Raw genomic sequence first — 26,672 nt, 5'->3', positions numbered from 1 at the left:
AGTGTACACTTATCTTGGTCATGCCTGATCGAGTCAGTAACAGTCCATTATTTATTTGATTGTGCTAATCGATGAATGTGTAAAACCAAATATAATTTTTCATCATTGGAACATTCCCACTGATAGTGAGTCTGTAAAAATGTCTCGATTTTTTCTACACATTTTATATCAGTAGGGTATTTTTCCTTTACCATCTGAAAAAGAGCTTCATTTTCACCTTTTAAAGAATTTGCAGTCATGTGTCTGATGATAAAATACCGAATATGGGTAGCAAACCTTGTAAAGTGGAGTGCATTTTCATCAAAATCCATTTTATAGTAGTATTTGATAATGGATAAAATTTCGCCTGTAATCTTTGTTATTTTTGTTGTTTCACTCATTTCACCAGAGCCGATTTGAGCATTTATAAAATGAAGGGCGATAAAGGTAATCTCTGATGGTGGCAAAAGGATATTTGTTTGCTCTTTGATAATTTCTAGAGCCTTTTTACCGACTCTTGTTTCTTCGGGATATAAGGTTTTTACTTCCCATTCTAAGGGGCTCTTGACTTGGACATTTTCTTTACTCCTTTGAAGTGCAAAGCTGATATGGTCTGATAATGTAAGAATTAAGTTGGGATTAAGTTCAGTTGATAATATCTGTTTACCAGCTTTAATGATTTCTTCAGCTAAATAAATATCTTCAATAGGAATATCATTAAGCAAATCAAACATTTTAATATTTTTAGGAGAGACATATATTTTTTCAACAATATCGGCATCGGTTATTTCATAAGGGGTTTTTTTAAAACCTAATCCTTTGCCAACAACCAATACTTCTTCCTTCTTATCGTTGATTGCCAGGGCGACATTATTATTAATCTTTTTTATTACCTTCATTTGTTCACCTCCTAAACAAGAAATGACCAAAACAAGTGAGTAAACACTTATCTTGGTCATGCCTGATCGAGTCAGTAACAGTCCATTTATTTTATTTTGATCATAAAATACAAAATTTCATTTCAAGCACTTCCAAACAACAAAATGAAATGTATACGCTTCCACTATCTATTTCGTATTATAGTTGTCGATCAAGAGGTTTGTCAATTGCTAAATGATAGGAGGCTACAGATTATCATTTTTCATTTATATGATAATCCAATTGACAATAACAATGTGTCACATATAGGTAGTTTGTTTTGATAATGACATCGTTCAAGATTTATGATCTTAACTAGAAACAACAGTGTATGTTACATTTTTATTTCGACAGGAAAAAGCACAACCAATCCGCAATCTTCTTGACATTGTCTTCAAAGCAGGGCATAATGGTGGCAATATCATGAGTGAAGCTAGGATGGAGAGTAGTAGCTTGTTTCCCTCAGTTTAGAGAGTTGACGTACTGGTGCAAGTCAACCTGAGGGATATGTGAACTCGCTTCATCGCTCCAGAGGGGAATAACAAGTAGCCTTTGGCGTATACCTACGTTACAGGTTCGAGCCGAGCGTCCGAACAAGACGCTAATTTAGGGTGGTACCGCGGGAAGACAACCTCTCGTCCCTAGCAAAATAGCTAGTGGCTTGAGGTTTTTATTTTTTAGATGAAGAAAGGTTGATTGGCATGAAAGAGTATGCGCATCGGGAGATTGAAACAAAGTGGCAAGCATACTGGGAAGAAAATGCGCTGCATAAAACAGATGAAGATAAAACAAAACCAACCTATTATGCATTGGAACAGTTTCCCTATCCATCAGGAGACGGGCTTCACATGGGGCATGTTCGTGTTTATTCGATAGGAGATGTGATCGCTCGTTTTCGTAAGATGAACGGTCATCGCGTGCTTCACCCAATGGGTGCGGATGCATTTGGTCTGCCAGCAGAAAATGCTGCTATTCAGCGTGGGGTCAATCCACGTGAATGGACATTAAATAACATGGAGCGGATTCGCAAAGAGCAGGCATTGTTAGGTGGTTCCTATGATTGGGATCGTTATGTAGGTACCTGCTTGCCTGATTATTATCAGTTTACCCAGTGGTTGTTCTTGCTTTTTTATGAGCGAGGATTGGCTTACCGCAAAGAGGCATCTGTCAACTGGTGCCCAAGCTGTGCGACTGTTCTTGCCAATGAGCAAGTAGAAGATGGAAAATGCTGGCGTTGTGGTTCTGAAGTGATCAAAAAAGAGTTAGAACAATGGTTTTTACGGATTACAGACTATGCAGAGCGCTTGCTAGATGGATTGGACACACTGCCAAGATGGCCTGATAAAATTAAAACAATGCAGCGAAATTGGATTGGGAAAAGCAAAGGTGCAAATGTCACTTTCTCCCTACCATCAGTGGAGGAAGAAGTAAGTGTGTTCACAACACGACCAGATACATTATATGGTGTCACTTATATGGTTTTAGCACCTGAACATCCGCTTGTTCCTCAATTGATTCAAGGAAATAAACAAGAGCAGGAGATTCTTGACTTTATCCAAACGATGCGTAAATCGACTGAACTAGAGCGGACTGCTACCGATGTTGAGAAAATTGGGTATGATACGGGTTCTAAAGCTGTCCATCCATTGACAGGGGAAGAAATTCCGATTTGGATTGCCAATTATGTCTTATTTGATTATGGAACAGGTGCAGTGATGGGGGTTCCAGCCCATGATGAACGTGATTTTGTCTTTGCGAACAAATATAATCTACCAATCAAAGTAGTTGTTCAACCAGATGGAGAGAAATTAGCAGAACCCCTAGCGGAAGCATTTACAGGAGAAGGGAAGTTAGTTTCATCTAGTTCTTTTGATGGAGTAAACAACCGGGAAGCGATTACGGCAATTGCCGATCATTTGGAGCAGCAAAACAAAGGTGGAAGTGTAACCAACTATCGTCTTCGCGATTGGTTGATTTCTCGTCAACGTTATTGGGGCACACCGATTCCGATTATTTATTGCGATGATTGTGGGGTAGTTCCGGTACCAAAAGACCAACTGCCAGTAGTGCTTCCAGAAGATGTTGTCTTTGATGGAAAGAGCAACCCTTTGGCAACATCAGAGAGTTTTGTTCATACCACTTGTCCTTCATGTGGGGCAAAAGCACGCCGGGAAACCGATACGATGGATACATTTATCGACTCTTCTTGGTATTACTTCCGGTATGTAGATGCCAAAAATGAGGAAATTCCTTTTGCGAAAGATAAAGCAGATGAATGGTTACCTGTAAAAGAATATATCGGAGGAATCGAGCACGCAGTATTGCATTTGCTATATTCTCGCTTCTTTACAAAAGTACTGCACGATGCAGGGTTAGTTTCGGTAGAAGAGCCTTTTGAAAGTTTATTGGCTCAAGGTATGGTATTACGAGATGGAGCCAAGATGTCCAAATCAAAAGGAAATGTGGTTAGTCCTCTCGAGATTATTGAAAAATACGGTGCGGATACAGCTCGTCTCTTTATCCTTTTTGCTGCTCCTCCAGAGCGTGATCTGGAATGGAGTGATGCGGGAGTAGAGGGAAGTTACCGCTTTATAAAACGTGTTTGGCGTTTGGTCCATGAAAACCAATCCTTATTCGAAAACAAAGCAAGTAGTTCGGATCTGTCTCAGGCTGCGAAAGAATTACGCCGTCTTACGCATCAAACGATACAGAAGGTGACAGTGGAGATCGGAGAGCGCAATCACTTTAATACCGCTGTTAGCGCGGTGATGGAGCTTGTCAATGGAATTTCGACTTATCGAGCGAGTGAGGACAGCGAAGTATTACGAGATGCATTAGAAAATGCAGTACTATTGCTTGCTCCATTTGTTCCGCATCTAGCAGAAGAATTGTGGCAAGTGATGGGACATCAGAAGAGCATCACGCTCGCTTCTTGGCCAACCTTTGACCCTGCGGCTCTGGTTCAAGATGAAGTGGAGATTATGGTGCAAATCAATGGGAAAAACAGAGAAAAACTAGTGGTTGCTAGCCTTGCCAGTAGAGAAGAGATCGAAGCGATTGCTTTAGCAAATGATAAGATCAAAAGTTTAATTGCAGAGAAAACCGTACGAAAAGTGATTGTTGTTCCAAAGAAACTAGTAAATGTAGTGGTAGGCTAAAGAAATAGGGCTTCTCCGTTAGGGAGAGGCCCTTTCATTTTGAAAAACTTGTTAAGAAATCATCAGGAGCAACTGCTTGAATGGGTGATTCAGTGAAGTCTTTCAGATTCCGAGTGATGATACTATCTATCTTATTTCGTTTGGCACAAGCTACCAGTAATGCGTCCTCATAATCAACCACTGGCAAGATAAGTGCACTTTTGCAGTCATTTTCTGTAACATCAAGGATTTTAAACAGACTAAAAAGGTTAAGAAGTGCTTGTTTTGCTTTCTCAGTGTCATGCAGGTGCTTACGAAGCAAATAGTAAACGTCAGTTATAGAGTTTGCAGTTATCATTGCGGTTAGCTTGTTTTCAGCGGCAAGCAGAAAAAGCTTTTCTGCTGATAAATTGTAAGGAACACGGCTAATAAGGGCATCAAGGATTACATTGGTATCAATTAATACTTTCATGTCGATTTAGTAACCTTTCTTCTTTTGCGTTTTCCAATGAGGCATCTTGAGGTAAAATCCCAAAGAGTGATTTAGCAATGGTAACTTTATCTTCATTTATATTTGTAAGTTTTGCGATGTTTTTTCCATTTTTGGTGATGATAATATCCTCGATGTTTGCAAGTTCTAGATATTTGCTGAGATTTGTCTTAAACTCAGTTGCAGAAATGATCATCAGATCGCCTCCTTTTCCTGATTTTATTATATTCATTTCGGTCGAAATTGTCGACTATAAATCGTTCGATTTTTTAGAGGTCAGAAACATTTTTTTATTTCCCTTTTATTACCCTCCAAAGTAGTAAGTTGGTGCTCCTATTACATCTGTTTTCATAACAAATATCCCGCCTGCATGCGGTTCATTTGCTAAAATACTTTCTTCAAGTCCAATTCGCGCTGAAGTGATGTAGAGATTTTTTAAACTTTTACCGCCGAATACACAGGAAGTAGGTCGGGTAGCAGGGACGTTTATCTTTTCTAGCAGTTTATGTGTTTTTGGATTCCATCGTGTTAAGCTGTGACCATTCCAGACAGCGATCCACAGCATTCCTTCTTCATCTGATGTCATGCCATCAGGCATACTATTATCATCTTTGAATCTAACTGCAACTCTTGGATTGCTTATCTGTGCAGTTGCTAACTGATAATCAAATGCCATCACTTTTCTAGTTAAGGAATCAATAAAATACATGATGGAATTGTCAGGACTCCAAGTGATTCCGTTTGATATAGTCACATGGTCAAGGACTTTTTTTATGGTCCAATCGGTATCGAGTACATATAATGCTCCCGCTTGTGGAGTGTAGTCATGGCTCATCGTACCAGCCCAAAAACGTCCTGCTGCATCACATTTTCCATCGTTAAATCGATTGTTTGGTTTATCTAATTCCACTGTACCTATTAATGTCAGTTTCTTTGTTTCGAAGTCAAAGGTATAGAAACCATGTTGCAATGCCATGACAACTCCACCAGATTTCCTTGGCACTACAGCACTTATATACTGCCCAGTGTTAAAAACGGTATGTTCTTTCGTATATGGATGATAAGCATGTAACTTAAACCTTGTTATATCTACCCAATATAAAATATTTTTATGGGCATCCCAACTTGGCCCTTCACCCAGTTCAGCTTTAGCGTCTAAAACCAATTTTACGGTATGGATATTACTCCCTCCTATCTTAAAAGTATATTTATGTAGGTAATCGTTGATCATGAAGGGTCAACAAAAAAAGAAAAATGCCACAGCAATGTAAGGTTGCAAGTGGCATTTTGTTGTTTTTATGTTATGCAGCAGTAGTAGCATATTTTATTTCTTCCTCTAGCAGCTCCCTAAAATAAGCAGTATGTTCCTCATTCCAACCAAAGTAGTTTCTCATATACTCCAAGACAGGTTCTTTCCATTTTTTCACCCAGTCAATATGGAAAAACATCGCACCTGTTCGACGAGCAAAGAAATCCACAGGGTTTAGCACCATTTCTTTCTCTAAACCGTAAACCAAGGAAGCATAAACAGCAGGAGGCAAGTTGTTTTTTGCAGCTTCTTGCTGCTTTTCGGTTATAATTGCATAAACTTCATCTACATTGCTGCCATAAAGTTTTGCCAATCGATCCGCTTCAGCAGCTTCTAAACCGATGGTGATACCTTGTTTATTCTTTTCTTTTAGGAAAGAAGAAAGGTTTTTCGATCCTCCTACATTTCCACCAGATAAGATGATATGTTTGGTTTTACTTGGTTTATTGACTGCTAAATTTTTGGCTACGATATCTACTACACGTTCTGCCATCTTCCGATATCCTGTCAATTTTCCACCCGCAATGGTAATGAGTCCGGATTTGGAATGGAAGATTTCATCATGGCGGGAAATTTCCGATGGCGCTTTTCCTTCTTCATGAATAAGCGGACGAACCCCAGCCCAACTGGACTCGATATCGTCTTCTGTCAACTGTAGGGAAGGAAACATATGGTTTGCTGCTGCGATCAAGTATTGCTGGTCTTCATGGGTAGTTCTTGGATGAACCAAATCAGCGTGATAATCTGTATCGGTCGTGCCGATATACGTTTTTCCATCACGTGGAATAGCAAATACCATTCGTTTATCTGGTGTATCAAAATAAATCGATTGATGAAGTGGGAATCTGGATTGATCCATTACTAAATGGACTCCTTTTGTCCAGTGGAGAGTTTTTCCTTGTTTGGAGCCATCTTTCTCCCGTAGGTCATCTACCCATGGACCAGTAGCGTTTACAATTTGTTTGGAAAAAACTTTGATTTGTTCTCCAGTCAAGACATCTTCCGCTATAACACCCGTTATTTTTCTATTTTCATAAATGAAATCTACTACTTTGACGTAGTTGAAAGCGAGTGCGCCGTATTCAACGGCCTTTTTTAACACTTCTATGGTGAGTCGAGCGTCGTCTGTACGGTATTCTACATAATATCCAGAGCCTTTTAAACCTTCTTTGCGAAGCAGAGGCTCTTTATTTAAAGTTTCCTCTCGATTGAGCATTTTTCGTCTTTCTATTTTCTTAACACCTGCTAAATAATCGTAAAGGCGAATACCGAATGAAGTAGCGAGTTGGCCAAATGTACCACCTTTTACAATTGGCAGCAGCATCCATTCTGGAGTTGTGACATGAGGCGCATTTTCATATACAATGGCTCTTTCTTTCCCAACTTCAGCAACGATGGATATTTCTAGTTGTTTCAAATAACGAAGTCCACCATGGACTAATTTTGTGGATCGGCTGGAAGTACCTGCTGCAAAATCTTGCATCTCGATTACCGCAGTTTGAAGTCCTCTACTCTGGGCATCTAAAGCGATACCTGCGCCAGTGATTCCTCCTCCAATGACCAACACATCTAGTTCTGTTTCAGTTAGCTTAGTGAGAGATGTTGTTCGGTTCATTTCTATTCCTCCTTGGGAAGTAAAAAAGGAAAGACCACAATCCCAACACTTTTTAAGTAGTTGGGATATGCGGCCTTCTCCTCGTCTCCGGTCAATTAACTTGTTATTTAAAAACACGTGTTGCTTCTACTGCTTTTATCCATCCATCATAGTGCATTTTTCGGTTTTTGTCATCCATTCGAGGATTAAAGGTTTGATTGATATCCCAATTTTCCGCGATCTCCTGTTTATCTTGCCAGAAGCCAACAGCTAGTCCTGCCAAGTATGCAGCTCCTAGTGCAGTTGTTTCTAAGACAACAGGTTTTTCAACTGGTACATCTAACATATCACTTTGAAATTGCATGAGGAAGTTATTAGAGGTTGCTCCTCCATCTACACGTAGTTTTTTCAGTTGGATACCCGAATCGGATTCCATCGAAGAGAAAACATCTTTTGTTTGATAAGCCAGTGATTCAATGGTTGCTCGTGTCAGATGTGCTTTGGTAGTACCTCGGGTGATACCAAATACAGAACCTCTCGCTTCACTATCCCAATATGGTGTACCAAGGCCGACAAATGCAGGAACAACATATACACCGTCTGTGGAATCAACGCTTGTAGCCAAGCCTTCGGAATCCGCTGCGGTCTGAATAATACCTAGACCATCTCGAAGCCATTGGATAGCAGAACCTGCTACAAAAATACTTCCTTCTAAAGCATATTCGACTTTACCATTGACACCCCAAGCTATAGTGGTGAGCAATCCATTTTGGGAACGTACTGCTTCTGCTCCTGTATTCATGAGCAGGAAGCATCCGGTTCCATATGTGTTCTTAGCCATCCCAGGTTCAAAACAAGCTTGACCAAAGAGTGCAGCTTGTTGGTCACCTGCCATTCCAGAGATTGGAACCTCTTCTCCAAAGAACAGGTTTGGAGATGAAACCGTGTACACCTCAGAAGAGGAACGAACCTCAGGGAGCATCGATTTTGGGACAGTCAGTATTTCCAGCAGTTCTTCATCCCATTTTAAATCGTAGATGTTGTACATCAAGGTACGAGACGCATTGGTATAATCGGTTACATGGGTTTTGCCGCCTGATAATTTCCATACGAGCCAAGAATCGATAGTACCAAAAAGCAAGTCCCCATTTTCCGCTTTCTGGCGAGCTCCTTCTACATGATCGAGAATCCATTTGACTTTTGTACCAGAGAAGTAGGCATCGATCAATAGCCCTGTTTTATTTCGAACGGTTTCTTCATGACCATTTGCTTTTAATTCTTCGCATATATCTGCTGTTTGTCTCGATTGCCAGACAATCGCATTATAAACAGGGATACCGGTGTTTTTATCCCAAACAACGGTTGTTTCACGCTGGTTGGTAATGCCAATTGCAGCTACTTCACTTGCAGATACAGGATATTTTGCTAATACTTCAGAGATAACGCTTTGGACAGAACCCCAGATCTCCATGGCATCATGCTCTACCCAGCCAGCTTTTGGGAAGATTTGGGTGAATTCTTTTTGTGCTACACCAACGATTTGACCTTGTTTGTTAAAAAGAATTGCTCTTGAGCTCGTCGTTCCTTGATCGATGGATAGAATGTATTTTTTACTCATTTTATGACTCCTCCATTTTCGTGTTATTACTTATATGTTAAAACAATCCCATATAGAGTACAGCTGCTAGGATTGCACCAATAACGGGTCCAATAACAGGAATCCAAGCATATCCCCAATCAGAAGAACCTTTTCCTGCGATTGGTAAGATTGCATGAGCAATACGTGGACCTAGATCCCTAGCTGGGTTAATCGCATACCCGGTTGTTCCTCCGAGAGACATCCCAATTGCAACAATTAAGAAGGCAACCGCGATAGTTTGTACACCATCAGCAAATACTAGTCCTTTTGCTCCAAATGCTAGTAATACGAATACGAGAAGTGCAGTACCTATGATTTCACTTAATAAGTTAGCAAATGAACTGCGAATAGCTGGTCCAGTTGAAAAAACAGCTAGTTTAAGTTCAGCATCATTTGTTTCTTTCCAATGAGGCAGATAATGCAACCAAACAACAACTGCACCGAGGAAAGCCCCGATCATTTGAGCCAGTATCATAGGAAATACTTGAGCCCAAGCTAATTTACCTGCAATGGCAAACCCTATTGTCAGAGCGGGGTTTAGATAAGCTCCACTTATATGCCCGACGACATAGGCAGCGATCATTACAGCAAAACCCCAACCAAATGTGATGACAATCCAACCAGCATCTTTTGCTTTTGATTTACTTAAGAGTACACCAGCGACAACACCATCACCTAAAATAATTAAAATCATTGTTCCGATAAGTTCTGCCATAAAAGTGGACATACATGAAACCTCCTTTAAATTGAGTGATAGAGAAAGAGATACAGGAGATAGGCAAATAAAAAATCACAAAAATTCCCTCCCAGTAAAAGGGGATTTTTGTGATTCTCCTCATCTCATCACATGGATTAACTTTTTAAAAATTGATGTAAACGTTTACAATTAGAATAATATCCTATCGAAACGAATATGGCAAGCTTTTTTTATCTATCCCAAATTTTACGATCAGAAGAAGTGACAGCGACTGCGCCCGAATCTAAAGCTAATTGAACTTCTTGATGAGTTCGGATTAATCCACCAGCTAAGAGCGGGATTTTTGTTCTCGATGCTACTTCTTGAATGACATGAGGCATGATTCCAGGTAATACTTCAATGTAATCAGGTTGAAAGCTGTCTAAAAGTCGATAGCTTGTCTCTAAAGCATGAGAATCTAATAGAAATAATCGCTGAATGGCAATAAGTGATTTTTTCTTCGCTACTTTTACAACCGGAGTTCGTGTTGAGATCAAACCTGCTGGTTTGATGGTTTGGCATAAAAATTGCGCTGCATACTCATCACTTCGTAAGCCTTGAATCAAATCAGCATGTAAGAGTACTTTTTTCTGATTTCGGTTAGCAAGGGAAATCAGACTCTCTAATTGACCGATATGAGTATCCAGAAGCACGATATATTTGTAGTGAGAACGCAACATTTTTTCATATTGTTTGATGTTTTTGGCTGCGGGTAATATTTTTTGATTTGCAAAATGTGTCATCGTATCTCCTCGGACTTTCTCATTTGATAAGTCAAGCATTTAAATGAGATTGTAACACGATTTAGGCTGAAATTCATATGATGGAGAAACAGGTGTAACAGAAGGTGATAGTCGTGCAGATACAGGCTAAAACAGACCTTGAAGCTTATCAAGTAAAACAGTTAGTGGAATCCCATTATGGGTATCACGTTTATGAAATACGGAAAGTGAGAGCCGTTTATAAATTGAAAACGGATCAGGGAATTGTTGCTTTTAAGAATGCAAAAAAAATGAAGGATATCGATTTCGTTGACTCTGTTATTCAGCATCTCCATTTCTACGGATTTTCCCACGTGCCGACTTTAAGAAAAACAAGAACCAATAAATTGCTTTTACACTATCATGATGGTGATTATGTTGTAGAACAGTGGCTTCCTTCGGATGTGCAAGAGGTAAGTCCGTATAAACGAGATTGGCTTTATGCAGCAGGGAAGAAACTGGCTCAATTTCATGAAGCTGCTGCCAATTACCCCAGTAATCAAATTCCTAAAAAACGCATTCGTCAAGCGTGGGGAGAATGGTTTCATCGGAAGTACAAAAAAGTAACAGAACGGAGCCAATGGACAAACTCACATACTGATAGTTGGCTTTTAGCAAGGATGAAACAAGCAAAAGATAATCTCCTTAAGTATCCCAATATTACTTCGCTTTTATGCCACGGGAGTTTGCATCAAGAAAACATAATGATGGATGCTGATTCAGAAGTATGGCTCATCGATTTTGAGAGACTTACTTATGATTCCATCGGAAAAGATTTGGCTCAAGTTTTGATGTATCATTTCCGGTTCCATCCATGGAATCGAGAAGATGTAGATCAATTTTTAGCTGGTTATCAATCCGTATCTGTACTTAGTCAATCCGATTTGATTCATTTTTGTACGCGCAATTTAGTACCTGAGCGCATGATCTATGCTTATTTAGATGGAAATCCTGTATTAGAAGACCAAGAGAAAGAATGGGCAAAAGAGTCCGTATTGAGAGAGATAGTACCAGACTATTGGAAATAAAAGACGATACAAGTTTATCGCAACCATGTATCGTCATTCCGATTATAATATTAAAGGATTTGTTTGATTTCTTCAATCTGTAGAAAAATTCCTTTTTCTACGTCAAATGTCGGCTTATAACCAAGGATGCTCCTAGCTTTGGAAATGTCTGCCCAAGTATGTTTTGGATCGCCTGCTTGGGCTGGAAGAAAGTTTCTAATAGCTTTTTTTTCGGTTTGTTCTTCCATCAGTTGGATTGCTTCATTTACAGTGAGATGAGAGATGCCGCCAATATTAAACACTTCTCCGGTAACAGAAGAGTGGGCAGCTAAGAGATTTGCCGTAACCGCATCTTCCACAAAGGTAAAATCTCGAGATTGCTGACCATCGCCGTATATCGGGATGGGTTCCTCGCGTAAAATACGACTGATCATACGATGAAAAGCCATATCAGGTCTTTGTCTCGGGCCAAATACGGTAAAGTATCGCAATGAATTAACTGGAACTCCAAAGTTTTTGTGGTAGAGCTCACAAAGCTGTTCGGCTGAAAGTTTTGTTACTCCATATGGAGAAATGGGGTGTGGGATATGATCTTCGGCAGTAGGCCCATTCATTCCACCATATACAGAAGAAGAAGAGGAATATACCATTTTCTTTATGGATGTTCGTTCCTTTATCGCTTCTAAAAGGCGTTGGGTGGTCAGAATGTTGTTATCGACATATTCCCGAAAATCAGCTCCCCAACTGGTTCTAACCCCTGGCAAGGCAGCGAGATGATAGATGGTGTCTACACGATCTAAAATAAGATTAAAATCAGCAGTGAGAAGATCTTGTTCGAGAAAACGAAACCTTGGTTGATGTATGAGCCAACGAAGATTTCGTTCTTTTACTTTTCGATCGTAATTAGAGGTAAAGCAATCTATTCCGATTACTTCCAGTTCATCTTGTATTAGTCGTTCAGTTAAAGTAGATCCAATAAAACCAGCACATCCAGTAACTAGTATTTTTGACATGGAACTCCTCTACTTTTCTTATTTTTTCTTTTCCCAAACAGACAAAATATCTTTTGCTACCCGTTCAAATCCGTAATTTTGGACTGCTAATCTTTTTCCTGTGACACCCATGTGTTTCCTCATTGTTTCGCTCGATAAAATGGTGGAGATGGCGCTGGTAAATTCCTCAGGATTTTCTGGATTTTGTACAATTATTCCATTTTCTCTGCTCTGAATTATTTCTGCATTTCCACCTCGAGCAGTAGTGACAATAGGTAATCCAGCAGCCATTGCTTCATAGTGCACTCTTGCTAAAGGTTCTTGCCAGAGGGAAGTACAGACAAAAACGTCTCCAGCCCAAAACCATTTGTGGACTTGTTGAGGATCGACAAACCCTGTTGTAATGACAGGAACAGGACAACGATTGGCAAGTGCGTGAACATAAGCCACATAGTCGCTTATACCTTCATCGCTGTACCATTTGCTTCCGACCAATACAAGTGCAATGTTCGAGTGCTTTTTCTTCAAAGATTGCATGGCGAGTACTAGTCTATCTACTCCTTTTTTGGCAGTTAATCTACCGACAAACAAAATTACTTTTTTGCCTTGCAGATTATGCTGACGACGAAGCATATCACGTTCTTTTTTTCGTTCTGCTTCAGAGCTAGGGATATAACGTTTGATATCCACTCCTGAATAGATGGTTTTCAACTTCGGTTGTGCTTGGGGATATTGTTTTGCTATCGTTTGACCAACGTAGCTACTTACAGTCACGATCTTTTCCAGTGAACCAATTGCTGCTACCGCGGTTGATGGATCGATCTTTTCTAGTAAGAACATATCATTATGCATACTCAGGATAAGCCTAGCATTAGGGGCTACTGAACGAATGGGTGGAATGAACTTCGGTCGATTGAACACGTGAATTAAATTATATTTGCTCGCGTTATTTTTAAGATAGGCCACAACATGTTGGATATAGACATCGGGAAGTTTTCCTGGAACTCGCACATAATCTATTCCAGCCAATGTTTGTCTATTTGGCAGGCTAGGGTCATCTACACTTAAAATCGTAAGTTTATGCCGCTTACTAAGCAGTGGAGATACACCATCGATATAGGTTTGGATCGCTCCTCCTCGAACAGGAGGAACTGGTAATTTTTCTGTACAGATCATCAAGATATTCATTCATTACACACTCCTTTTCCTAGGTGAAGAATTAACAAATTTCTTCCTTCTTCCAGCTAAGTTTTTAGGAGTGCTTCTTCTTCGTTTTTTCAACTTTCTATCCGTTAAATATTTCTTTCTCGCAGGAGTACCATAAATCGGTTTTTTAGGAGAACGAATGGGAGTATATTTTCTTTTTTCTTTTCGAAGTGGTATTTTTTTTGGATTTTTTGTAAGTTTTCTTTTCTTGTACTTCCGTGGAAGTGTTTTCTTGTACTTTTGAGGAAGTGTCTTTTTTGGTCTTCTTGGTATCGTTTTCTTGTATTTCTTCTGATTCTTTTGAGGTCGCTTTTTCGTAACTTTGTCCTTTACTTCTTCCGGTATGGTTTGCTTCGATTTTTCCGAATCTTTATCGATGTTTTCTTTCCGATTTTCTTCTTGGTATTTTTCTTCTTTAAATGGTTGCCGTTTGAGTTTTTTCCATAGTTCTTCTGACATGCCATAGTCTTTTCTCGCATATTCTTCTTGGTACTTTTTCTTGAACGCTTCCTCCCAGTTTTTTGAAATGTATTTCCCGCCTACTTTCCAGTCCTTGCTAAGCTGCTGTAAAGCGGCCCATTTTGTGGCATCTTGGCTCTCAATATTGCTCAACAGTGTCAATAATTGCTCATTCATCGCAGTATCAGGGTTGAAAATAATTTCTTTCACATGTTTATAAAACTCGTTTGGCAGCATCATGTCTGTGTGAAACACTTCAAATAACTGGGGACTGATTGGATTTGATTGATTATAGGCTTGAATCATGCCATTCATCCAATTGACATCCCATGCTCCTTTATCCTCCATGGAACTGGTGACCAATTTTCGCAAGTCTCGAATAGGTAAATCAAACGAAACTCCGTCCAAATCGATTATCCATACACCTTTCGGTCCAATTTGGCCGTTGGAGAAACCATAATCTTGGTGAGCGAGTCCCCAATATTTTTCTCCTTTTGCGATAAGGTCGTAATAAGAAGAATTGTTTAATATTTCTAAGGCTTTGATGGCCTGTTGCTGATATTTATCTACCATTTTAAGTAAGGTTTTACTTGCAGGTGTTTCAGAATAAGCCCGGGCTAATTCTCGGAACCAGCCAATTTTGGTTATTACTTTTTCATATTGCTTGGGGTAGTTATGCAGTCTGCTTGAAAATTTTGCACCAAATGGAGGATGGTAGCCTTTGGAATGATGGTGAAATTCTCCTAGTCCATAACATAGTTTCGCAAAGCCGTCGATGGATGTTTGATTTGCTGGTGTGAGATCGATCCAGTCGGTAACGATCCATAGTTTTCCACCAGCTTCGACGCAGTTGTCTCCAGATTTGCTTCGGATTAGTTTGGGCACTCGTGCTCCTTGATTTACGACGTATTCTTGTGCTCCAACACTAAATAGACTCCTTTCTGGTGTGCGATGCAGAACTTTTAAACTCCGTGCGCCTTTATCAGTATCGATTCGCCAAATGGCACCGCCTTTATCTGGTTTGGAGGTAATCATTAGCATATTTTTGACTTTCATATCATAGTAAGTGGTTACTTTTTTTGCTAGTTCCGTAAGTTCAGCTGGTACGTCTTCGAAATCTTGTTCCGCAGTGCCCCAAGGCTGAATGATATACTCGCTCATTCATAGCCCTCCTACTTAAAATCTTCATTTCTCACAAAATATGTTTATAGATTCTAATGGGAAGGGCACCTATCTGTTTCTATGAAAAATAGGTATTTCGTTTAAGAATTAAATAAAATAATGGATCATTCGATAGACACCAAACATATATTAAGAATCACTAAAGAAAAAAGTAAGATGGAGAGGCGATGTCATGAACGTTGCAGTGATTGGCATGGGCTATGTTGGAGCTACTATGAGTGTGGCTTTGGGTCTAGAAGGACATCATGTTTTAGGGATAGAAATAGATGCAAAAAAGATTGAGTCTTTCCGATCAGGAAAACTTCCTATTTATGAAGCAGGAATGGAAGAAAACTTACGTGTTTTACTAGAAAGGAATCAAATTACATTTTCCAATCAAATTTCGGATATAGATCAATGTGATGTGGTGATGGTTGCAGTCGGTACTCCTTCAGCAGACGATGGCAAGGCTGATCTAACCTATGTAAAAACAGTAGCCAGTCAAATCGGAGAACAGATAAAAAAACCACAGATGATTGTCATCAAGAGTACAGTGCCTGTTGGCACAGGGGAAATGGTCAGAAAAATTATTGAGCAAAGTCAACATAAAAGGGGAGCAGTGATTCCATTTGAAGTCATATCCAACCCCGAATTTTTACGTGAGGGAAGAGCTCTTCAAGATGCTCGAAACCCCGAAAGGGTGATAATTGGATGTGAAACAACAACAGCAAAGAAGGTGATGACAGAACTGTATCAGTCTGTTGCAGAGAAGCTTTATTTTACTTCCGTTAAAAATAGTGAAATGATCAAGTATGCGTCAAATGCTTTTTTAGCAACGAAAATTTCCTTCGTTAATGAGTTGGCTCGTCTAACAGAAAAAGTAGGAGCAAATATAAAAGAAGTGACAAGAGGAATGGGGATGGATAGTCGAATTGGGGAGCAGTTTTTGCATGCTGGTATCGGGTACGGAGGTTCTTGTTTCCCAAAGGATACAGCAGCACTGTTGTCCATGAGTCGAGAAACAGGGGTTAACCTTACTTTGTTACAAGCTGTAAAAGATATAAATAACAGTCAAGTTATGTGGTTCTTAAATAAAGTCGAAACAGTGTTGGGAAAATTAGAAAGCAAAAAAATCGCTGTATTAGGGCTTACCTTTAAACCAAATACAGATGATATTCGTGAAGCACCATCGATCCGAATACTTCAGTATTTGTTGCAAAATAATGCAGAATTGTCAGCCTTTGATCCCAAAGGAATGAGAGCTATGCAAAGATTATTTCCACAAGTATCCTATTGCAGGGACCCATTTGAAGCAATTACGCAAACGGATGCAGTTATAGTGGCGACTGAGTGGCCTGAAATAGTGGAGTTAGAATGGGAAAAGGCAGCACATTTGGTGGCGAAACCGCTTCTGTTCGATGGCAGAAATGCTTTATCACCAAAGGATATGGTTCATTGGGAGTATTATGGTGTCGGAGTTTCTTTATCATGAAAGGTGTCATATTATGTGCAGGTAAAGGTACTCGAATGCAGCCCTTTTCGTTGACTATTCCTAAAACGATGTTACCTGTTGTGAACCGTCCACTAGTAGCGTATTGCTTAGAAAAATTTTATCAAGCAGGCATTGAAGAGATTGCTGTGGTTGTCCATTCAGAACAACATATGCTTATAGAATATTTGAATAAGTTACCTGCAAAACCAGTCATTTGTTATCAAAAAGAACAACTTGGAATCGCACATGCGCTCAAGTTGGTGGAGTCATTTGTCGGAACTGATTCTTTTATACTCCTTTTGGGAGATAACTTGATAAAAGAACCGATGGAGACATTAATCCATGCCTTTGAAGGAAATCATGGTTCGATTCTTCTGTCTGAAGTGGAAAACCCTAGCGATTATGGAGTTGCTGAGATTGTTGATGATCGAGCTGTCAATATAGTGGAAAAGCCGATTGATCCGAAAAGTAATCTTGCTGTGATTGGGATGTATCATTTTTCTCCAGTGATTTTTAAAGCTATTCGTTCCATTGATCCATCGCCTCGTGGTGAATATGAAATTACCGATGCGATTCAGTGGTTGATTCATCAAGGTTATTCCATTTCATACTCGATTACAAAAGAAAACTATACTGATGTAGGGACAATTGATCGATGGTTAGCGGCAAATAAATGGATGTTGTTCGATATGATGTCTAAAAATATACGTATAGGCAAAAATACAAAGCTAGAAAACTGTGTCCTTAGCGGTCCTATTGTGATAGGAGATAACTGTATATTAACCAATGCGACAATTGGGCCATATGCAACGATTGGAGATAATGTGACCATAGAAAACTGTAGTATTTCTCAAAGTATTTGTCTTGATCATGCAGTTATTCAAGATTTAACAAGACCTGTTATGGACAGTGTAATAGGACAGTATGCTAGATTATTAGGGAATCATCCCAAAGAAGAGCAAGCAGTTCGATTAGTTTTGGGCGATCATTCTAGAATGTCCATTGCGGAGTAGATTACCCATCTCTCATCATAGATGGGTATTTTTTACGGAAAAGCGGACATACTGACGCCAAACAAGTAGGAGGGAATAAAGTGGAACAGCAAAAGCCAGATACATTACTCCATGCAGAAGGTGCTGATAAAGAACGGGATGAACGACTAGCAGAGAAGGGTACGCCTTTAGGTGAAGCAGTAGAGGCAAATAAAGAGAAAAAGATACAAGGAAAGAACTCTCCAGCTACATAGGTGGAATTTTGAGTAGTGAGTCACCAGCGATAGAAGATCTTCTATCGCTTTTAATATTTTTTTGGGATAAAATTCCTTTTTGGTAGGAAGTTGAAGGACTTAATGCGAATTGGTAAAGGAGTCATGTATGGAGGTTTTTGGTATGAGTCCATTTACTTGGTCCCCGAGAGAAAAGAAATTAGCAATAGCGCTTGTTGCTATCTTAGTATTTGCGATTGGTGCTCTACTTTGGAATCAAGATGATATTTCGTTGCAAGGAACATCATTGCCTGTATATCCACAGCAGCAGCCTAAAGATAAAATGGTGGAACCAAAGAAACAAACACCAATTGCTACCATTGATGTGAAAGGTGCTGTGAAAAAGCCGGGTATTTATAAACTGACCATGCCAGTGAGGCTTTATCAAGTTATAGAAGTGGCGGGTGGTACATCTGATGTTGCTGATGTAAATCGCATTAACTTGGCGAAAATTATCGCAGATGGATCTATGATTTACATTCCAAAGAAAGGGGAAGAAGTTCCGACGGAGGCTTCTGCCATCCAAAACAAAGAAGAAAATAAAATTAACCTGAATACAGCTACTTTAACAGAGTTAGAGGAGTTGGAGGGTTTAGGACCGACAAAAGCAAAGGCAATTATTCAATATCGAGGAGAACATGGAGGATTTCGATCGGTCGATGAGTTGTTGCAAGTTTCTGGTATTGGAGAACGAACATTAGAGCGGATTAAAGAAAAAATATTTGTAAGCTAAATGCATAGTAGGGGAGTTGCGAAAACTCCCCTATTTCTATTTGATAGGTGATGTTAGTTTCTTAAAGGCTCATAAATTTCTATCAAATTTCCTTGGGGGTCTCTAAAATGAGCTGTTTTTAACCCCCAATTTTTTCTAATCGTCGGTCTGGTATTAAACGATACTCCTTTTGCTTGTAAATCTTGGTAGGTTTTATCTACATTCTCTACTTCGAAAATAAGAGCAAATGCATCCAGGTTTCGATTATCGAGAGGAAAATCATCAGCACCTACCGTTTCTGCCATAAGCTCACGTTTGAATAAAGCTATTTTTGAAACACCAGTGTCAAATTCAGCATAAGCGTCTGTTTCATTTCCCCATAGCACTTTGAATCCTAACGTGTCTCGATAAAAGAAAAAACATTCCTGGAATTTGGTTACACATAAACGAATATTATGCAGTTTCACAGAATAACTACCTTCCTTTCAATGGAAAAGGGATTCAATCCGCAAGAAATCCCTAATAAATTAATTTTTCTCTTTTATACAAAAAACACCTTCATTGACCAGAAGGTGTTTTCCTATGCGCTATTTGATTTAGGATAAGACTTTTTTCACCAAATTGATAGCTTGATCCAATTCTTCTTTGGTAATGGTCAATGGTGGAGCAAAACGGATTGTGTTGTCATGTGTTTCTTTACAGAGAAGGCCTTCATTCATCAATTGTTCACAGTGAGGACGGGCTTTTTCATGCAGCTCCATGCCGACAAATAATCCTTTTCCACGAACTTCTTTGATAATCGGATTGCTTATTTTTCTTAGTTCCTCGATAAAATATGCTCCCAGCTCACGAGAACGTCTAGGTAATTCATCTTCTTCTAACACATCCAAAGCAGCAATGGAAACGGCACAAGCAAGCGGATTTCCACCAAATGTAGATCCATGTGAACCAGGTTCAAAGACGCCTAAAATTTCTCGGTCTGCAGCAACTGCTGAAATAGGTATCACTCCGCCTCCTAATGCTTTCCCCATAATGTACATATCAGGTTTTACATCTTCCCAATCGCAGGCAAATAATTGACCAGTCCGGCCAAATCCAGTTTGGATTTCATCCGCGACAAACAGAACATTATTTTTCTTACAGATATCATATGCAGCTTTTAAGAATCCTTCTGGAGGGATAATAATTCCAGCTTCTCCTTGAATCGGTTCTAAAATAAATGCAGCAGTGTTTGGAGTAATCGCGTTTTGAAGTGCTTCCACATCTCCATAAGGAATCACTTTAAAACCTGGCGTAAGCGGTCCAAAACCGCGTTGATAATCAGGGTTTGAGGACATGGAAACAGTAGTGATCGTTCTGCCATGGAAGTTATCTTCACAGACGATGATTTCAGCTTGATCAGCTGCTACTTTTTTAACATCATATGCCCATCGTCGAACGGTTTTGATCGCTGTTTCTACCGCTTCTGCACCTGTATTCATCGGTAGAACCATTTCTTTACCAGTGATTTGAGCTACTTTTTCATAGAAAGGACCTAGTTGTTCACTATGAAATGCACGTGAAGTAAGTGTGATTTTATCTGCTTGTTCCTTTAAAGCTTGAATTAATCGAGGGTGGCGGTGTCCATGATTGAGTGCAGAGTAGGCACTAAGCATATCCATATAGCGGTTTCCATCCGCATCGGTTACCCATACTCCTTCCCCTTCTACTAAAACAATGGGTAAAGGATGATAGTTTTTTGCACCATATTTATTTGTTAAATCAATGATTGTTCCATTATTTGACATAATTATTCCTCCTGAAAAATATTTTGCAATTCTATTGTAACGGAAACGTTTTCAAAAATGCAAAGAATTGTTTAGTTAATCATTAACGTGCATATATCGTTTTCTTTTTATGTATCGGTATTGATTTGATTGAAATATTAAAATGTGGTGTTGGATGAACATGCATGGCTGATAGGGAATTTTTTTGAAGGATGGCAGATCTTTAAGTTTTACTTTTTGAATTTATATCTTAGATTATTGATTTGGTGTATCATATTTTTGGAATCTATATCTGACGGAAGGATAGGGTTATATATGACAATTAAATCCGATAGATGGATACGCAAAATGGCAATCGAACAAAAGATGATCGAACCATTTGTAGAGCGGAATGTGGGGAAAGGAGAATTTGTTAGTTTTGGTTTATCGAGTTATGGCTATGATTTACGTGTTTCCGATGAATACAAAATTTTTCATAACGCATTAAATCCGATTATTGATCCGAAAGAAATCGATGAAAAATCTTTTATCGATTATAAAGGTGAGGTGTGCATCATTCCACCAAACTCTTTTGCATTGGCGAGATCAGTAGAATATTTTCGTATACCTGAAAATGTACTGGCAGTTTGTGTTGGCAAGTCGACTTATGCTAGGTGTGGTATTATAACCAATGTTACTCCGTTTGAGCCAGGCTGGGAGGGACATGTGACATTGGAGATATCCAATACTACACCATTGCCAGCGAAAATTTATTCGCATGAAGGTTTATGCCAAGTTCTATTCCTAGAGAGCGATGAGGCATGTGAGGTTTCTTACAAGGACAAAGCTGGGAAGTATCAACATCAACAGGGGATTACATTGCCAAAAGTATAGGAATATACGTTTGACTAAATTTGGAAAATATGATAAATTCGCTCTAGTTTAGAAGTAGGGGAGCGAACAGATTGTATCGACCATTTGTGAGCATTACTAGTGGTTGGATTGTTGGTGTGTGGCTAGCAAATCAAATTCATATCGATACATATTGGATTATCGCGGTAATTATCGCTTTAAGCGGGTGTCTCTTTTATGGTAAATACATGAAGGGGGGACCCGTTATTTTATGTTTAATAGGCATTTCTTTTGGTGCTGCTTACTTTGATTTTTACAATGAAGGGAATGTTTCTGCATTTTCAAAACCATTACATACTTATGGAGTGGGAAAGATTGCTTCTCTTCCGAATATCGATGGAGACAGCATCCGGTTTGACGTTCAGATCAGATATTTTCGAGATGGTGAAAAACTTAAGCAGGTACCAGAGGAACTCATTCGAGTAAATACGAAAGCAAATAGTCTTGACCAACTTTCCATCGTTAAAAGTTGGTATACAAGTTGCAGCATTCAGCTTCCTCTCCAGCTGGAAAGGCCGTCACCAGCACGAAATCCAGGAGGATTTGATTATGCGGGATATTTGCATCACTATGGTATTCATTGGCAGACATATGTACCATCTCTCACTCAGATTCAAGTTATTGCTTGTTCCAATTCGATAGGTTCTCAAGTCGAAAAGTTACGCCTATTCCTTCATGATCAAATTGCTGAGTTATATCCAGCAAAGTATGCTGGACTACTACAAGCAATGCTTATCGGTGAACAACATATGCTCGATTCTACTACACAAGAGATATTTTCCACACTTGGTCTGGTACATGTGCTGTCCATTTCGGGACTTCATGTTTCCATCTTGGTAGCCAGTTTGTATTTTTGCTTGATTGCCTGTGGGATAACGAGAGAAAAAACAGCACTTTTGATCCTTGGTTTTCTTCCATTTTATGCGATGTTGACGGGAGGGAGTGCACCTGTTATTCGATCTGTAATCATGGCAATGATGATGCTGCTTGCAGTCATTTTACGAAGAACAACAGATGCTGTTTCCTTTTTGGCACTAGCTCTTTTGTTTCAACTTATTTGGAATCCTTATCAGCTCTGGGAGCCAGGATTTCAGCTCAGTTTTTTGGTTACACTCGGTTTAGTGGTCTATGTAGAACCTCTTTCTCATCATATTCCGGTTCCTTGGCATCGATTTCGTCAAGCTTTGTCTGTGATGCTCGTATCCCAAGTCGTTTCTTTCCCTGTTGTAGGTGCATATTTTTATCAGTATGCTTGGCTGTCTGCTCCTGTCAACTTGATATTTGTACCAGTATATAGTGCTATTGTTCTGCCGCTATCAAGTCTATCTGTCTTGATAAATCTTATTTCTAGCAGTTGGGGAGCGATATTAGCTGGCATAACTTCTTGGGTATTAGGTGTAATGGATCACGTCTTACGATGGATTTCTGGACTTCCGTACATGACATACTCACTTTCTCCTCCGACACTATGGTGGATTCTTTGTTATTTTTTTATCTTTTGGTTCCTTTACGTCACCATAGTGACGGATCGGTTGTTTATTCAACGCCTCCGGTATGTCATGATCTCTGCACTTGTTGTGTTAGCAGGAATCCTTCTATTTGCTGGGAATCTTTCAACTACACGAATTACGATGATAGATGTGGGGCAAGGAGATGCTACGCTGATTGAAACTTCAGGCGGAAAAGTTATCTTGATAGATGGTGGAGGTATCCTTCCACGCAGACAGCAGGCATGGCAGAAACAGACGAGTACTTTTGAGGTCGGTAGAGATGTGGTTGTACCTTATTTGCGATATCGAGGAATTAACCATATAGATACGATTGTGATGACTCATGGAGATGGAGATCATATTCGAGGATTAGAGGCGGTGGTTCGGCGTTTTTCGATCGGACAGGTGCTTCATAATGCAGCTGTACCAGCTGATTCTTTTGAAAAAAAACTATTGACGCTTATGAGACAGAAACAGATTCCGATAAAATTGGTTGTCTCAGGTAACAGTTGGCAAATCGAACAAGGGGTACAAGCGAAGATTTTGCATCCTTCATCCGTTGTTTCATCAGCGAATATCAACAATGGATCGATCGTTATGTTACTATCAATATATAATACAAATATACTTTTCACAGGAGATATGGAGGAGCCTGCGGAAAAGGAGGTCCTTGCAAAGTTTCAGTTGCCGAGGGTACATATATTAAAAGTAGCTCATCACGGGAGTAAAACATCAACAAAATACGCATGGATTTCAAACATAGATCCAGATCAAGCACTCATATCAGTCGGCTTACACAATCGTTATGGTCATCCAAAGCCAGAAGTACTTTCACGTTTGCACCAGTTTGGTGCACAGATATGGCGAACGGATTATCAAGGCGCTATTTTGGTTCATATCAATCCTAGAGGATACCGGATAGAAAGCATGAAGAAAGGTGATGATCATTTCGATGATAGATAAACTTCCTCCTGTATCTCTGTACTATGGACTAGAATCATTTTTAATGGAAGAAGCATGCAATCAGCTTCGCGGTCAAGTTCCAGAAGAAGAAAGAGATTGGAATTTACTTGTAATGGATCTAGACGATACTCCTTTGGAACAAGTGATACAAGAAGCAGAAACTCCTTCTTTTTTTGGAGGAAGACGGCTCATTTTAGCTAAAAATGCAACTTTTTTTACAACTGCTAAACCAAAAAGAGAGCAAAATCACAATTTAGATGCATGGCTCCATTATTTAAGCAGACCAAGTGAAAGTAGTGCAATTGTCTTTACCGTAGTTAACGATAAATTAGACAAACGCAAAAAAGTAGTTAAACAAATGGAGAAGGTAGCATCTGTTACCAAATTTGATGAATTAAAAGGACAAGTATTGCTCAAATGGGTAATGGATCGATTTCGAGCTCTGCAAGTAAAGATCAAACGTGAGGTATGTATTTCTTTCATACAGGTAGTCGGTAGTGATTTACGTCTCATCAATCAAGAATGTGAGAAGCTAAGTCTCTTTGTAGGCCCCAAAGGTATCATCACGCGAGAAATCATTGATGAATTGATCCCGCGTACGCTTGAAAATAATGTTTTTCAATTGACGGAGAAACTAGCAGAAAAGAAAATCACTGAAGTTTGGCAAATATGGGAAGATCTGCTCACGCAAAAAGAGGAGCCGATTCGAATTTTAGCATTGATGACTAGGCAATTTCGCTTGTTATATCAGGCGAAAGTGCTGACGGCTAGGGGGATGGGTGCTAGTGAAATCGCAAAAATGTTAGGAGTTCATCCGTATCCTGTGAAATTAGCAATTTCTCATTCTTCATCTTTTACCTTGGAACAATTGAAAAAATATTTGTCATTAACCATCGCAGCTGATCAAGATATCAAATCTGGTAAAATAGAGAAAGTATTAGCAGTAGAACAAATCTTTTTAGCGATACATGGAATTACTGCTTAAAGAAAGGTGTCAAATATGGAACAAGCAAAGCAGAAAGATCTTCGAAAAAAACAATTAATCTATACCAATCTGATCTTTTTTCTCTATGCCATTATTGCCTACAGTGTCATTTTTACAGGTGCTACTGGATTAGTAGTCTATCTTGTTTTAGCGGCTATATTTCTCATCTCTCCTATCGGTTTTTTTCTCTTTCGAACATCTGGGCCTCTTTTATTATTGTTTCCAGGTATGAAAGAGTTGCAAGTATATGAAAAAGAAAAATTAAAAGATGCATGGTTCTCGTATTATTTTACAAATGCTATCTTGCAAGTAGCAGCTACGATTTTTTTTATTGTCCAAGCATCTATACGTAACCCTAAAATCGCTTTTATCGAAGGAATTCCACCTTGGATTATTTTTGCCATTTCGGTTATCTTGCTATGGATAGGAAATGGTAATCAATTGTTTCATGCAAAAAGAATGGATGAAAAGACTTATGAACAGTTAAAAAGTTATGCAGATGACCGTCGTACCTTTGCTATGGTATTTGCTATTGTTGCGCTCGTTATGACGGGTATTGCCATCTTAGCTGTTTCTATCATGTCCCGGAAATTTATTTAAGTCTAATGCTGGTATCGTTATTGATATCAGCATTTTTTGATAGAATGGAAGTTAGCACTTAACATTAGTGCTAACAGAATCCATGGAGGGGAAATGCGAATTCTCTCGCGTCGTCGTCGCAAGCCCGTAAAGCTGAAGAAGACGTCTCGCAACCGCAGGAGCTTCTGGAAGTTCACCGGAGATATGATCGAGGACTACTTGTTCTGGATGAGTGACTCTGAATGGATGTCTCTCATCCGTGGAATTGGCTTGCTACTCAGCCTTCCGTTCCGAGCACTGGGTGCTATCGCCAAGTGGTTCGAAGAACTCTGATCCGTTGGGGCGACCTCGAAGTCTGGGTTCAACAGGAGTTTGGTCATGTATGTGACCAAACTCCGCCCAATTAAAGTAATGTATGTATCGAATGTGTTTGCAGAAACTAATAGGCAGTCTAAGTTTTTAAATAAATGTAGGAGATGAACCATGAAAATAGCGATAATCGGAGCTACTGGAAAAGCGGGACGAAACATCTTAAAAGAAGCGATAGACAGAGGGCATCAAGTAACAGCTATTGTAAGAAATGCAACCAAACTGGATTATTCAGGAGATGTCATCGAGAAAGATATTTTTCAGCTTACTCATGAAGATCTGCAACCATTTGATGTAGTGGTCAACGCATTTGGAGCACCTGCTGGAAAAGAACATCTCCATGTAGAAGCAGGAAATGTATTGATAGAGGCATTACAAGACAACTCCCACACGAGATTGATAGTAGTTGGCGGTGCTGGAAGTTTGTATGTGGATGAATCTAGAACAATGAGACTAATTGATACACCTAACTTTCCAGAAGCATTTTTACCGACAGCAAAAAATCAAGGAGAAAATCTCGCTATCTTGGAACAGACCAAAGGACTCAATTGGACTTTTGTCAGTCCATCGGCAATTTTTGCTCTTGGGAAAAGAACAGGGAAATATACCATTGGTTCTGATGTATTATTAATCAACGAAAAAGGAAAAAGTTACGTGAGTTATGAGAATTTCGCAGTTGCCATTCTTGATGAAATAGAAAATCCAAAACATAAAAATCAACGTTTTACTGTAGGATCTGAAGAATAAGAAAAACCGATTGTAGGTGATAAAGC

25 protein-coding genes and 1 other annotated feature are annotated in these 26,672 nt (G+C 39.4%); of the genes, 12 read left to right on the top strand and 13 right to left on the bottom strand.

The window, feature by feature from the left end; all coding sequences use genetic code 11:
* Window positions 1–47: 47 nt before the first annotated feature.
* Window positions 48–878 (bottom strand): PRD domain-containing protein, encoded by an 831-nt coding sequence (locus tag AC5WOE_RS00660; RefSeq protein WP_496048082.1) that lies wholly within the window; start codon window positions 876–878, stop codon window positions 48–50.
* A gap of 445 nt (window positions 879–1,323) precedes the next feature.
* Window positions 1,324–1,543 (top strand) — a binding site (T-box leader).
* A 55-nt stretch (window positions 1,544–1,598) separates the two neighbouring features.
* Here AC5WOE_RS00660 and leuS point away from each other — a divergent pair.
* A complete protein-coding gene (gene leuS / locus AC5WOE_RS00655; RefSeq protein WP_496051638.1) occupies window positions 1,599–4,055 on the top strand; it encodes a leucine--tRNA ligase in 2,457 nt (818 codons plus the stop codon).
* A gap of 34 nt (window positions 4,056–4,089) precedes the next feature.
* On the opposite strand, the gene AC5WOE_RS00650 is transcribed toward leuS, so the two are convergent.
* The 7 genes from AC5WOE_RS00650 to AC5WOE_RS00620 form a co-directional block, all read right to left on the bottom strand.
* Window positions 4,090–4,506 (bottom strand): PIN domain-containing protein, encoded by a 417-nt coding sequence (locus tag AC5WOE_RS00650; protein WP_496048080.1) that lies wholly within the window; start codon window positions 4,504–4,506, stop codon window positions 4,090–4,092.
* The gene (locus AC5WOE_RS00645) at window positions 4,490–4,720 is read right to left on the bottom strand and encodes a type II toxin-antitoxin system Phd/YefM family antitoxin (protein ID WP_496048079.1); all 231 of its coding nucleotides are present in this window, start codon (window positions 4,718–4,720) and stop codon (window positions 4,490–4,492) included. The genes AC5WOE_RS00650 and AC5WOE_RS00645 overlap by 17 nt, the downstream gene beginning before the upstream one ends.
* Before the next feature lie 108 nt (window positions 4,721–4,828).
* Window positions 4,829–5,755: an SMP-30/gluconolactonase/LRE family protein gene (locus AC5WOE_RS00640; protein ID WP_496051637.1), complete on the bottom strand. Its 927-nt coding sequence runs from the start codon at window positions 5,753–5,755 to the stop codon at window positions 4,829–4,831.
* 70 nt (window positions 5,756–5,825) lie between these two features.
* Window positions 5,826–7,448, bottom strand: a complete 1,623-nt coding sequence (locus AC5WOE_RS00635) for a glycerol-3-phosphate dehydrogenase/oxidase (protein WP_496051636.1) — start codon at window positions 7,446–7,448, stop codon at window positions 5,826–5,828.
* Between the two features lie 103 nt (window positions 7,449–7,551).
* Window positions 7,552–9,045 carry a glycerol kinase GlpK gene (gene glpK, locus AC5WOE_RS00630; RefSeq protein WP_496051635.1) on the bottom strand — a complete coding sequence of 498 codons (1,494 nt, stop codon included), beginning with the start codon at window positions 9,043–9,045 and terminating at the stop codon, window positions 7,552–7,554.
* 37 nt (window positions 9,046–9,082) lie between these two features.
* On the bottom strand, window positions 9,083–9,850 hold the full coding sequence (locus AC5WOE_RS00625; RefSeq protein WP_496052032.1) for an MIP/aquaporin family protein: 768 nt from the start codon (window positions 9,848–9,850) through the stop codon (window positions 9,083–9,085).
* A gap of 143 nt (window positions 9,851–9,993) precedes the next feature.
* Window positions 9,994–10,545, bottom strand: coding sequence for a glycerol-3-phosphate responsive antiterminator (locus AC5WOE_RS00620; RefSeq protein WP_496051634.1), 552 nt, complete (start codon window positions 10,543–10,545; stop codon window positions 9,994–9,996).
* 104 nt (window positions 10,546–10,649) lie between these two features.
* Here AC5WOE_RS00620 and AC5WOE_RS00615 point away from each other — a divergent pair, with 104 nt between their 5' ends.
* The gene (locus tag AC5WOE_RS00615; RefSeq protein ID WP_496051633.1) at window positions 10,650–11,591 is read left to right on the top strand and encodes a phosphotransferase; all 942 of its coding nucleotides are present in this window, start codon (window positions 10,650–10,652) and stop codon (window positions 11,589–11,591) included.
* Between the two features lie 50 nt (window positions 11,592–11,641).
* On the opposite strand, the gene AC5WOE_RS00610 is transcribed toward AC5WOE_RS00615, so the two are convergent.
* From AC5WOE_RS00610 to AC5WOE_RS00600, 3 genes are read right to left on the bottom strand one after another with little or no spacing between them, the layout of a single operon-like run.
* A complete protein-coding gene (locus AC5WOE_RS00610; protein ID WP_496048072.1) occupies window positions 11,642–12,583 on the bottom strand; it encodes an NAD-dependent epimerase/dehydratase family protein in 942 nt (313 codons plus the stop codon).
* 18 nt (window positions 12,584–12,601) lie between these two features.
* Window positions 12,602–13,750, bottom strand: coding sequence for a glycosyltransferase family 4 protein (locus tag AC5WOE_RS00605; RefSeq protein WP_496048071.1), 1,149 nt, complete (start codon window positions 13,748–13,750; stop codon window positions 12,602–12,604).
* 3 nt (window positions 13,751–13,753) lie between these two features.
* Window positions 13,754–15,388: a CotS family spore coat protein gene (locus tag AC5WOE_RS00600; protein WP_496048070.1), complete on the bottom strand. Its 1,635-nt coding sequence runs from the start codon at window positions 15,386–15,388 to the stop codon at window positions 13,754–13,756.
* 193 nt (window positions 15,389–15,581) lie between these two features.
* Between AC5WOE_RS00600 and AC5WOE_RS00595 the strand changes: the two genes are divergently transcribed.
* The 4 genes from AC5WOE_RS00595 (at window position 15,582) to AC5WOE_RS00580 (ending at window position 18,877) form a co-directional block, all read left to right on the top strand.
* On the top strand, window positions 15,582–16,880 hold the full coding sequence (locus AC5WOE_RS00595; RefSeq protein WP_496051632.1) for a UDP-glucose dehydrogenase family protein: 1,299 nt from the start codon (window positions 15,582–15,584) through the stop codon (window positions 16,878–16,880).
* Complete coding sequence (locus tag AC5WOE_RS00590) at window positions 16,877–17,893, top strand: sugar phosphate nucleotidyltransferase (RefSeq protein WP_496051631.1); 1,017 nt, start codon at window positions 16,877–16,879, stop codon at window positions 17,891–17,893. Before AC5WOE_RS00595 ends, AC5WOE_RS00590 begins: the two co-directional genes overlap by 4 nt.
* Before the next feature lie 80 nt (window positions 17,894–17,973).
* Complete coding sequence (locus AC5WOE_RS00585) at window positions 17,974–18,126, top strand: hypothetical protein (protein ID WP_496051630.1); 153 nt, start codon at window positions 17,974–17,976, stop codon at window positions 18,124–18,126.
* 142 nt (window positions 18,127–18,268) lie between these two features.
* Window positions 18,269–18,877: a ComEA family DNA-binding protein gene (locus AC5WOE_RS00580; protein ID WP_496051629.1), complete on the top strand. Its 609-nt coding sequence runs from the start codon at window positions 18,269–18,271 to the stop codon at window positions 18,875–18,877.
* Window positions 18,878–18,930: 53 nt separating this feature from the next.
* Here the strand turns inward: AC5WOE_RS00580 and AC5WOE_RS00575 are convergent, their stop codons facing one another.
* Together AC5WOE_RS00575 and AC5WOE_RS00570 are read right to left on the bottom strand one after the other, a co-directional pair.
* Window positions 18,931–19,323: a VOC family protein gene (locus AC5WOE_RS00575; protein WP_496051628.1), complete on the bottom strand. Its 393-nt coding sequence runs from the start codon at window positions 19,321–19,323 to the stop codon at window positions 18,931–18,933.
* 129 nt (window positions 19,324–19,452) lie between these two features.
* Window positions 19,453–20,643: an ornithine--oxo-acid transaminase gene (locus tag AC5WOE_RS00570; RefSeq protein ID WP_496048064.1), complete on the bottom strand. Its 1,191-nt coding sequence runs from the start codon at window positions 20,641–20,643 to the stop codon at window positions 19,453–19,455.
* Between the two features lie 294 nt (window positions 20,644–20,937).
* Between AC5WOE_RS00570 and dcd the strand changes: the two genes are divergently transcribed.
* From dcd to AC5WOE_RS00540, 6 genes are all read left to right on the top strand, one after another.
* Window positions 20,938–21,495, top strand: a complete 558-nt coding sequence (gene dcd, locus AC5WOE_RS00565) for a dCTP deaminase (RefSeq protein ID WP_496048063.1) — start codon at window positions 20,938–20,940, stop codon at window positions 21,493–21,495.
* Window positions 21,496–21,566: 71 nt separating this feature from the next.
* Window positions 21,567–23,966, top strand: a complete 2,400-nt coding sequence (locus AC5WOE_RS00560) for a DNA internalization-related competence protein ComEC/Rec2 (protein WP_496051627.1) — start codon at window positions 21,567–21,569, stop codon at window positions 23,964–23,966.
* Complete coding sequence (gene holA, locus AC5WOE_RS00555; RefSeq protein WP_496048061.1) at window positions 23,956–24,951, top strand: DNA polymerase III subunit delta; 996 nt, start codon at window positions 23,956–23,958, stop codon at window positions 24,949–24,951. The genes AC5WOE_RS00560 and holA overlap by 11 nt, the downstream gene beginning before the upstream one ends.
* A 15-nt stretch (window positions 24,952–24,966) precedes the next feature.
* Window positions 24,967–25,551, top strand: coding sequence for a hypothetical protein (locus AC5WOE_RS00550; protein WP_496048060.1), 585 nt, complete (start codon window positions 24,967–24,969; stop codon window positions 25,549–25,551).
* A 183-nt stretch (window positions 25,552–25,734) separates the two neighbouring features.
* On the top strand, window positions 25,735–25,863 hold the full coding sequence (locus AC5WOE_RS00545) for a hypothetical protein (protein WP_496048059.1): 129 nt from the start codon (window positions 25,735–25,737) through the stop codon (window positions 25,861–25,863).
* Between the two features lie 150 nt (window positions 25,864–26,013).
* Window positions 26,014–26,646: an NAD(P)-dependent oxidoreductase gene (locus tag AC5WOE_RS00540; protein ID WP_496051626.1), complete on the top strand. Its 633-nt coding sequence runs from the start codon at window positions 26,014–26,016 to the stop codon at window positions 26,644–26,646.
* Window positions 26,647–26,672 lie beyond the last annotated feature (26 nt).

This window comes from Shimazuella sp. NTD248 (assembly GCF_059510395.1).
This window is presented reverse-complemented; position numbering and strand designations above follow the sequence as displayed.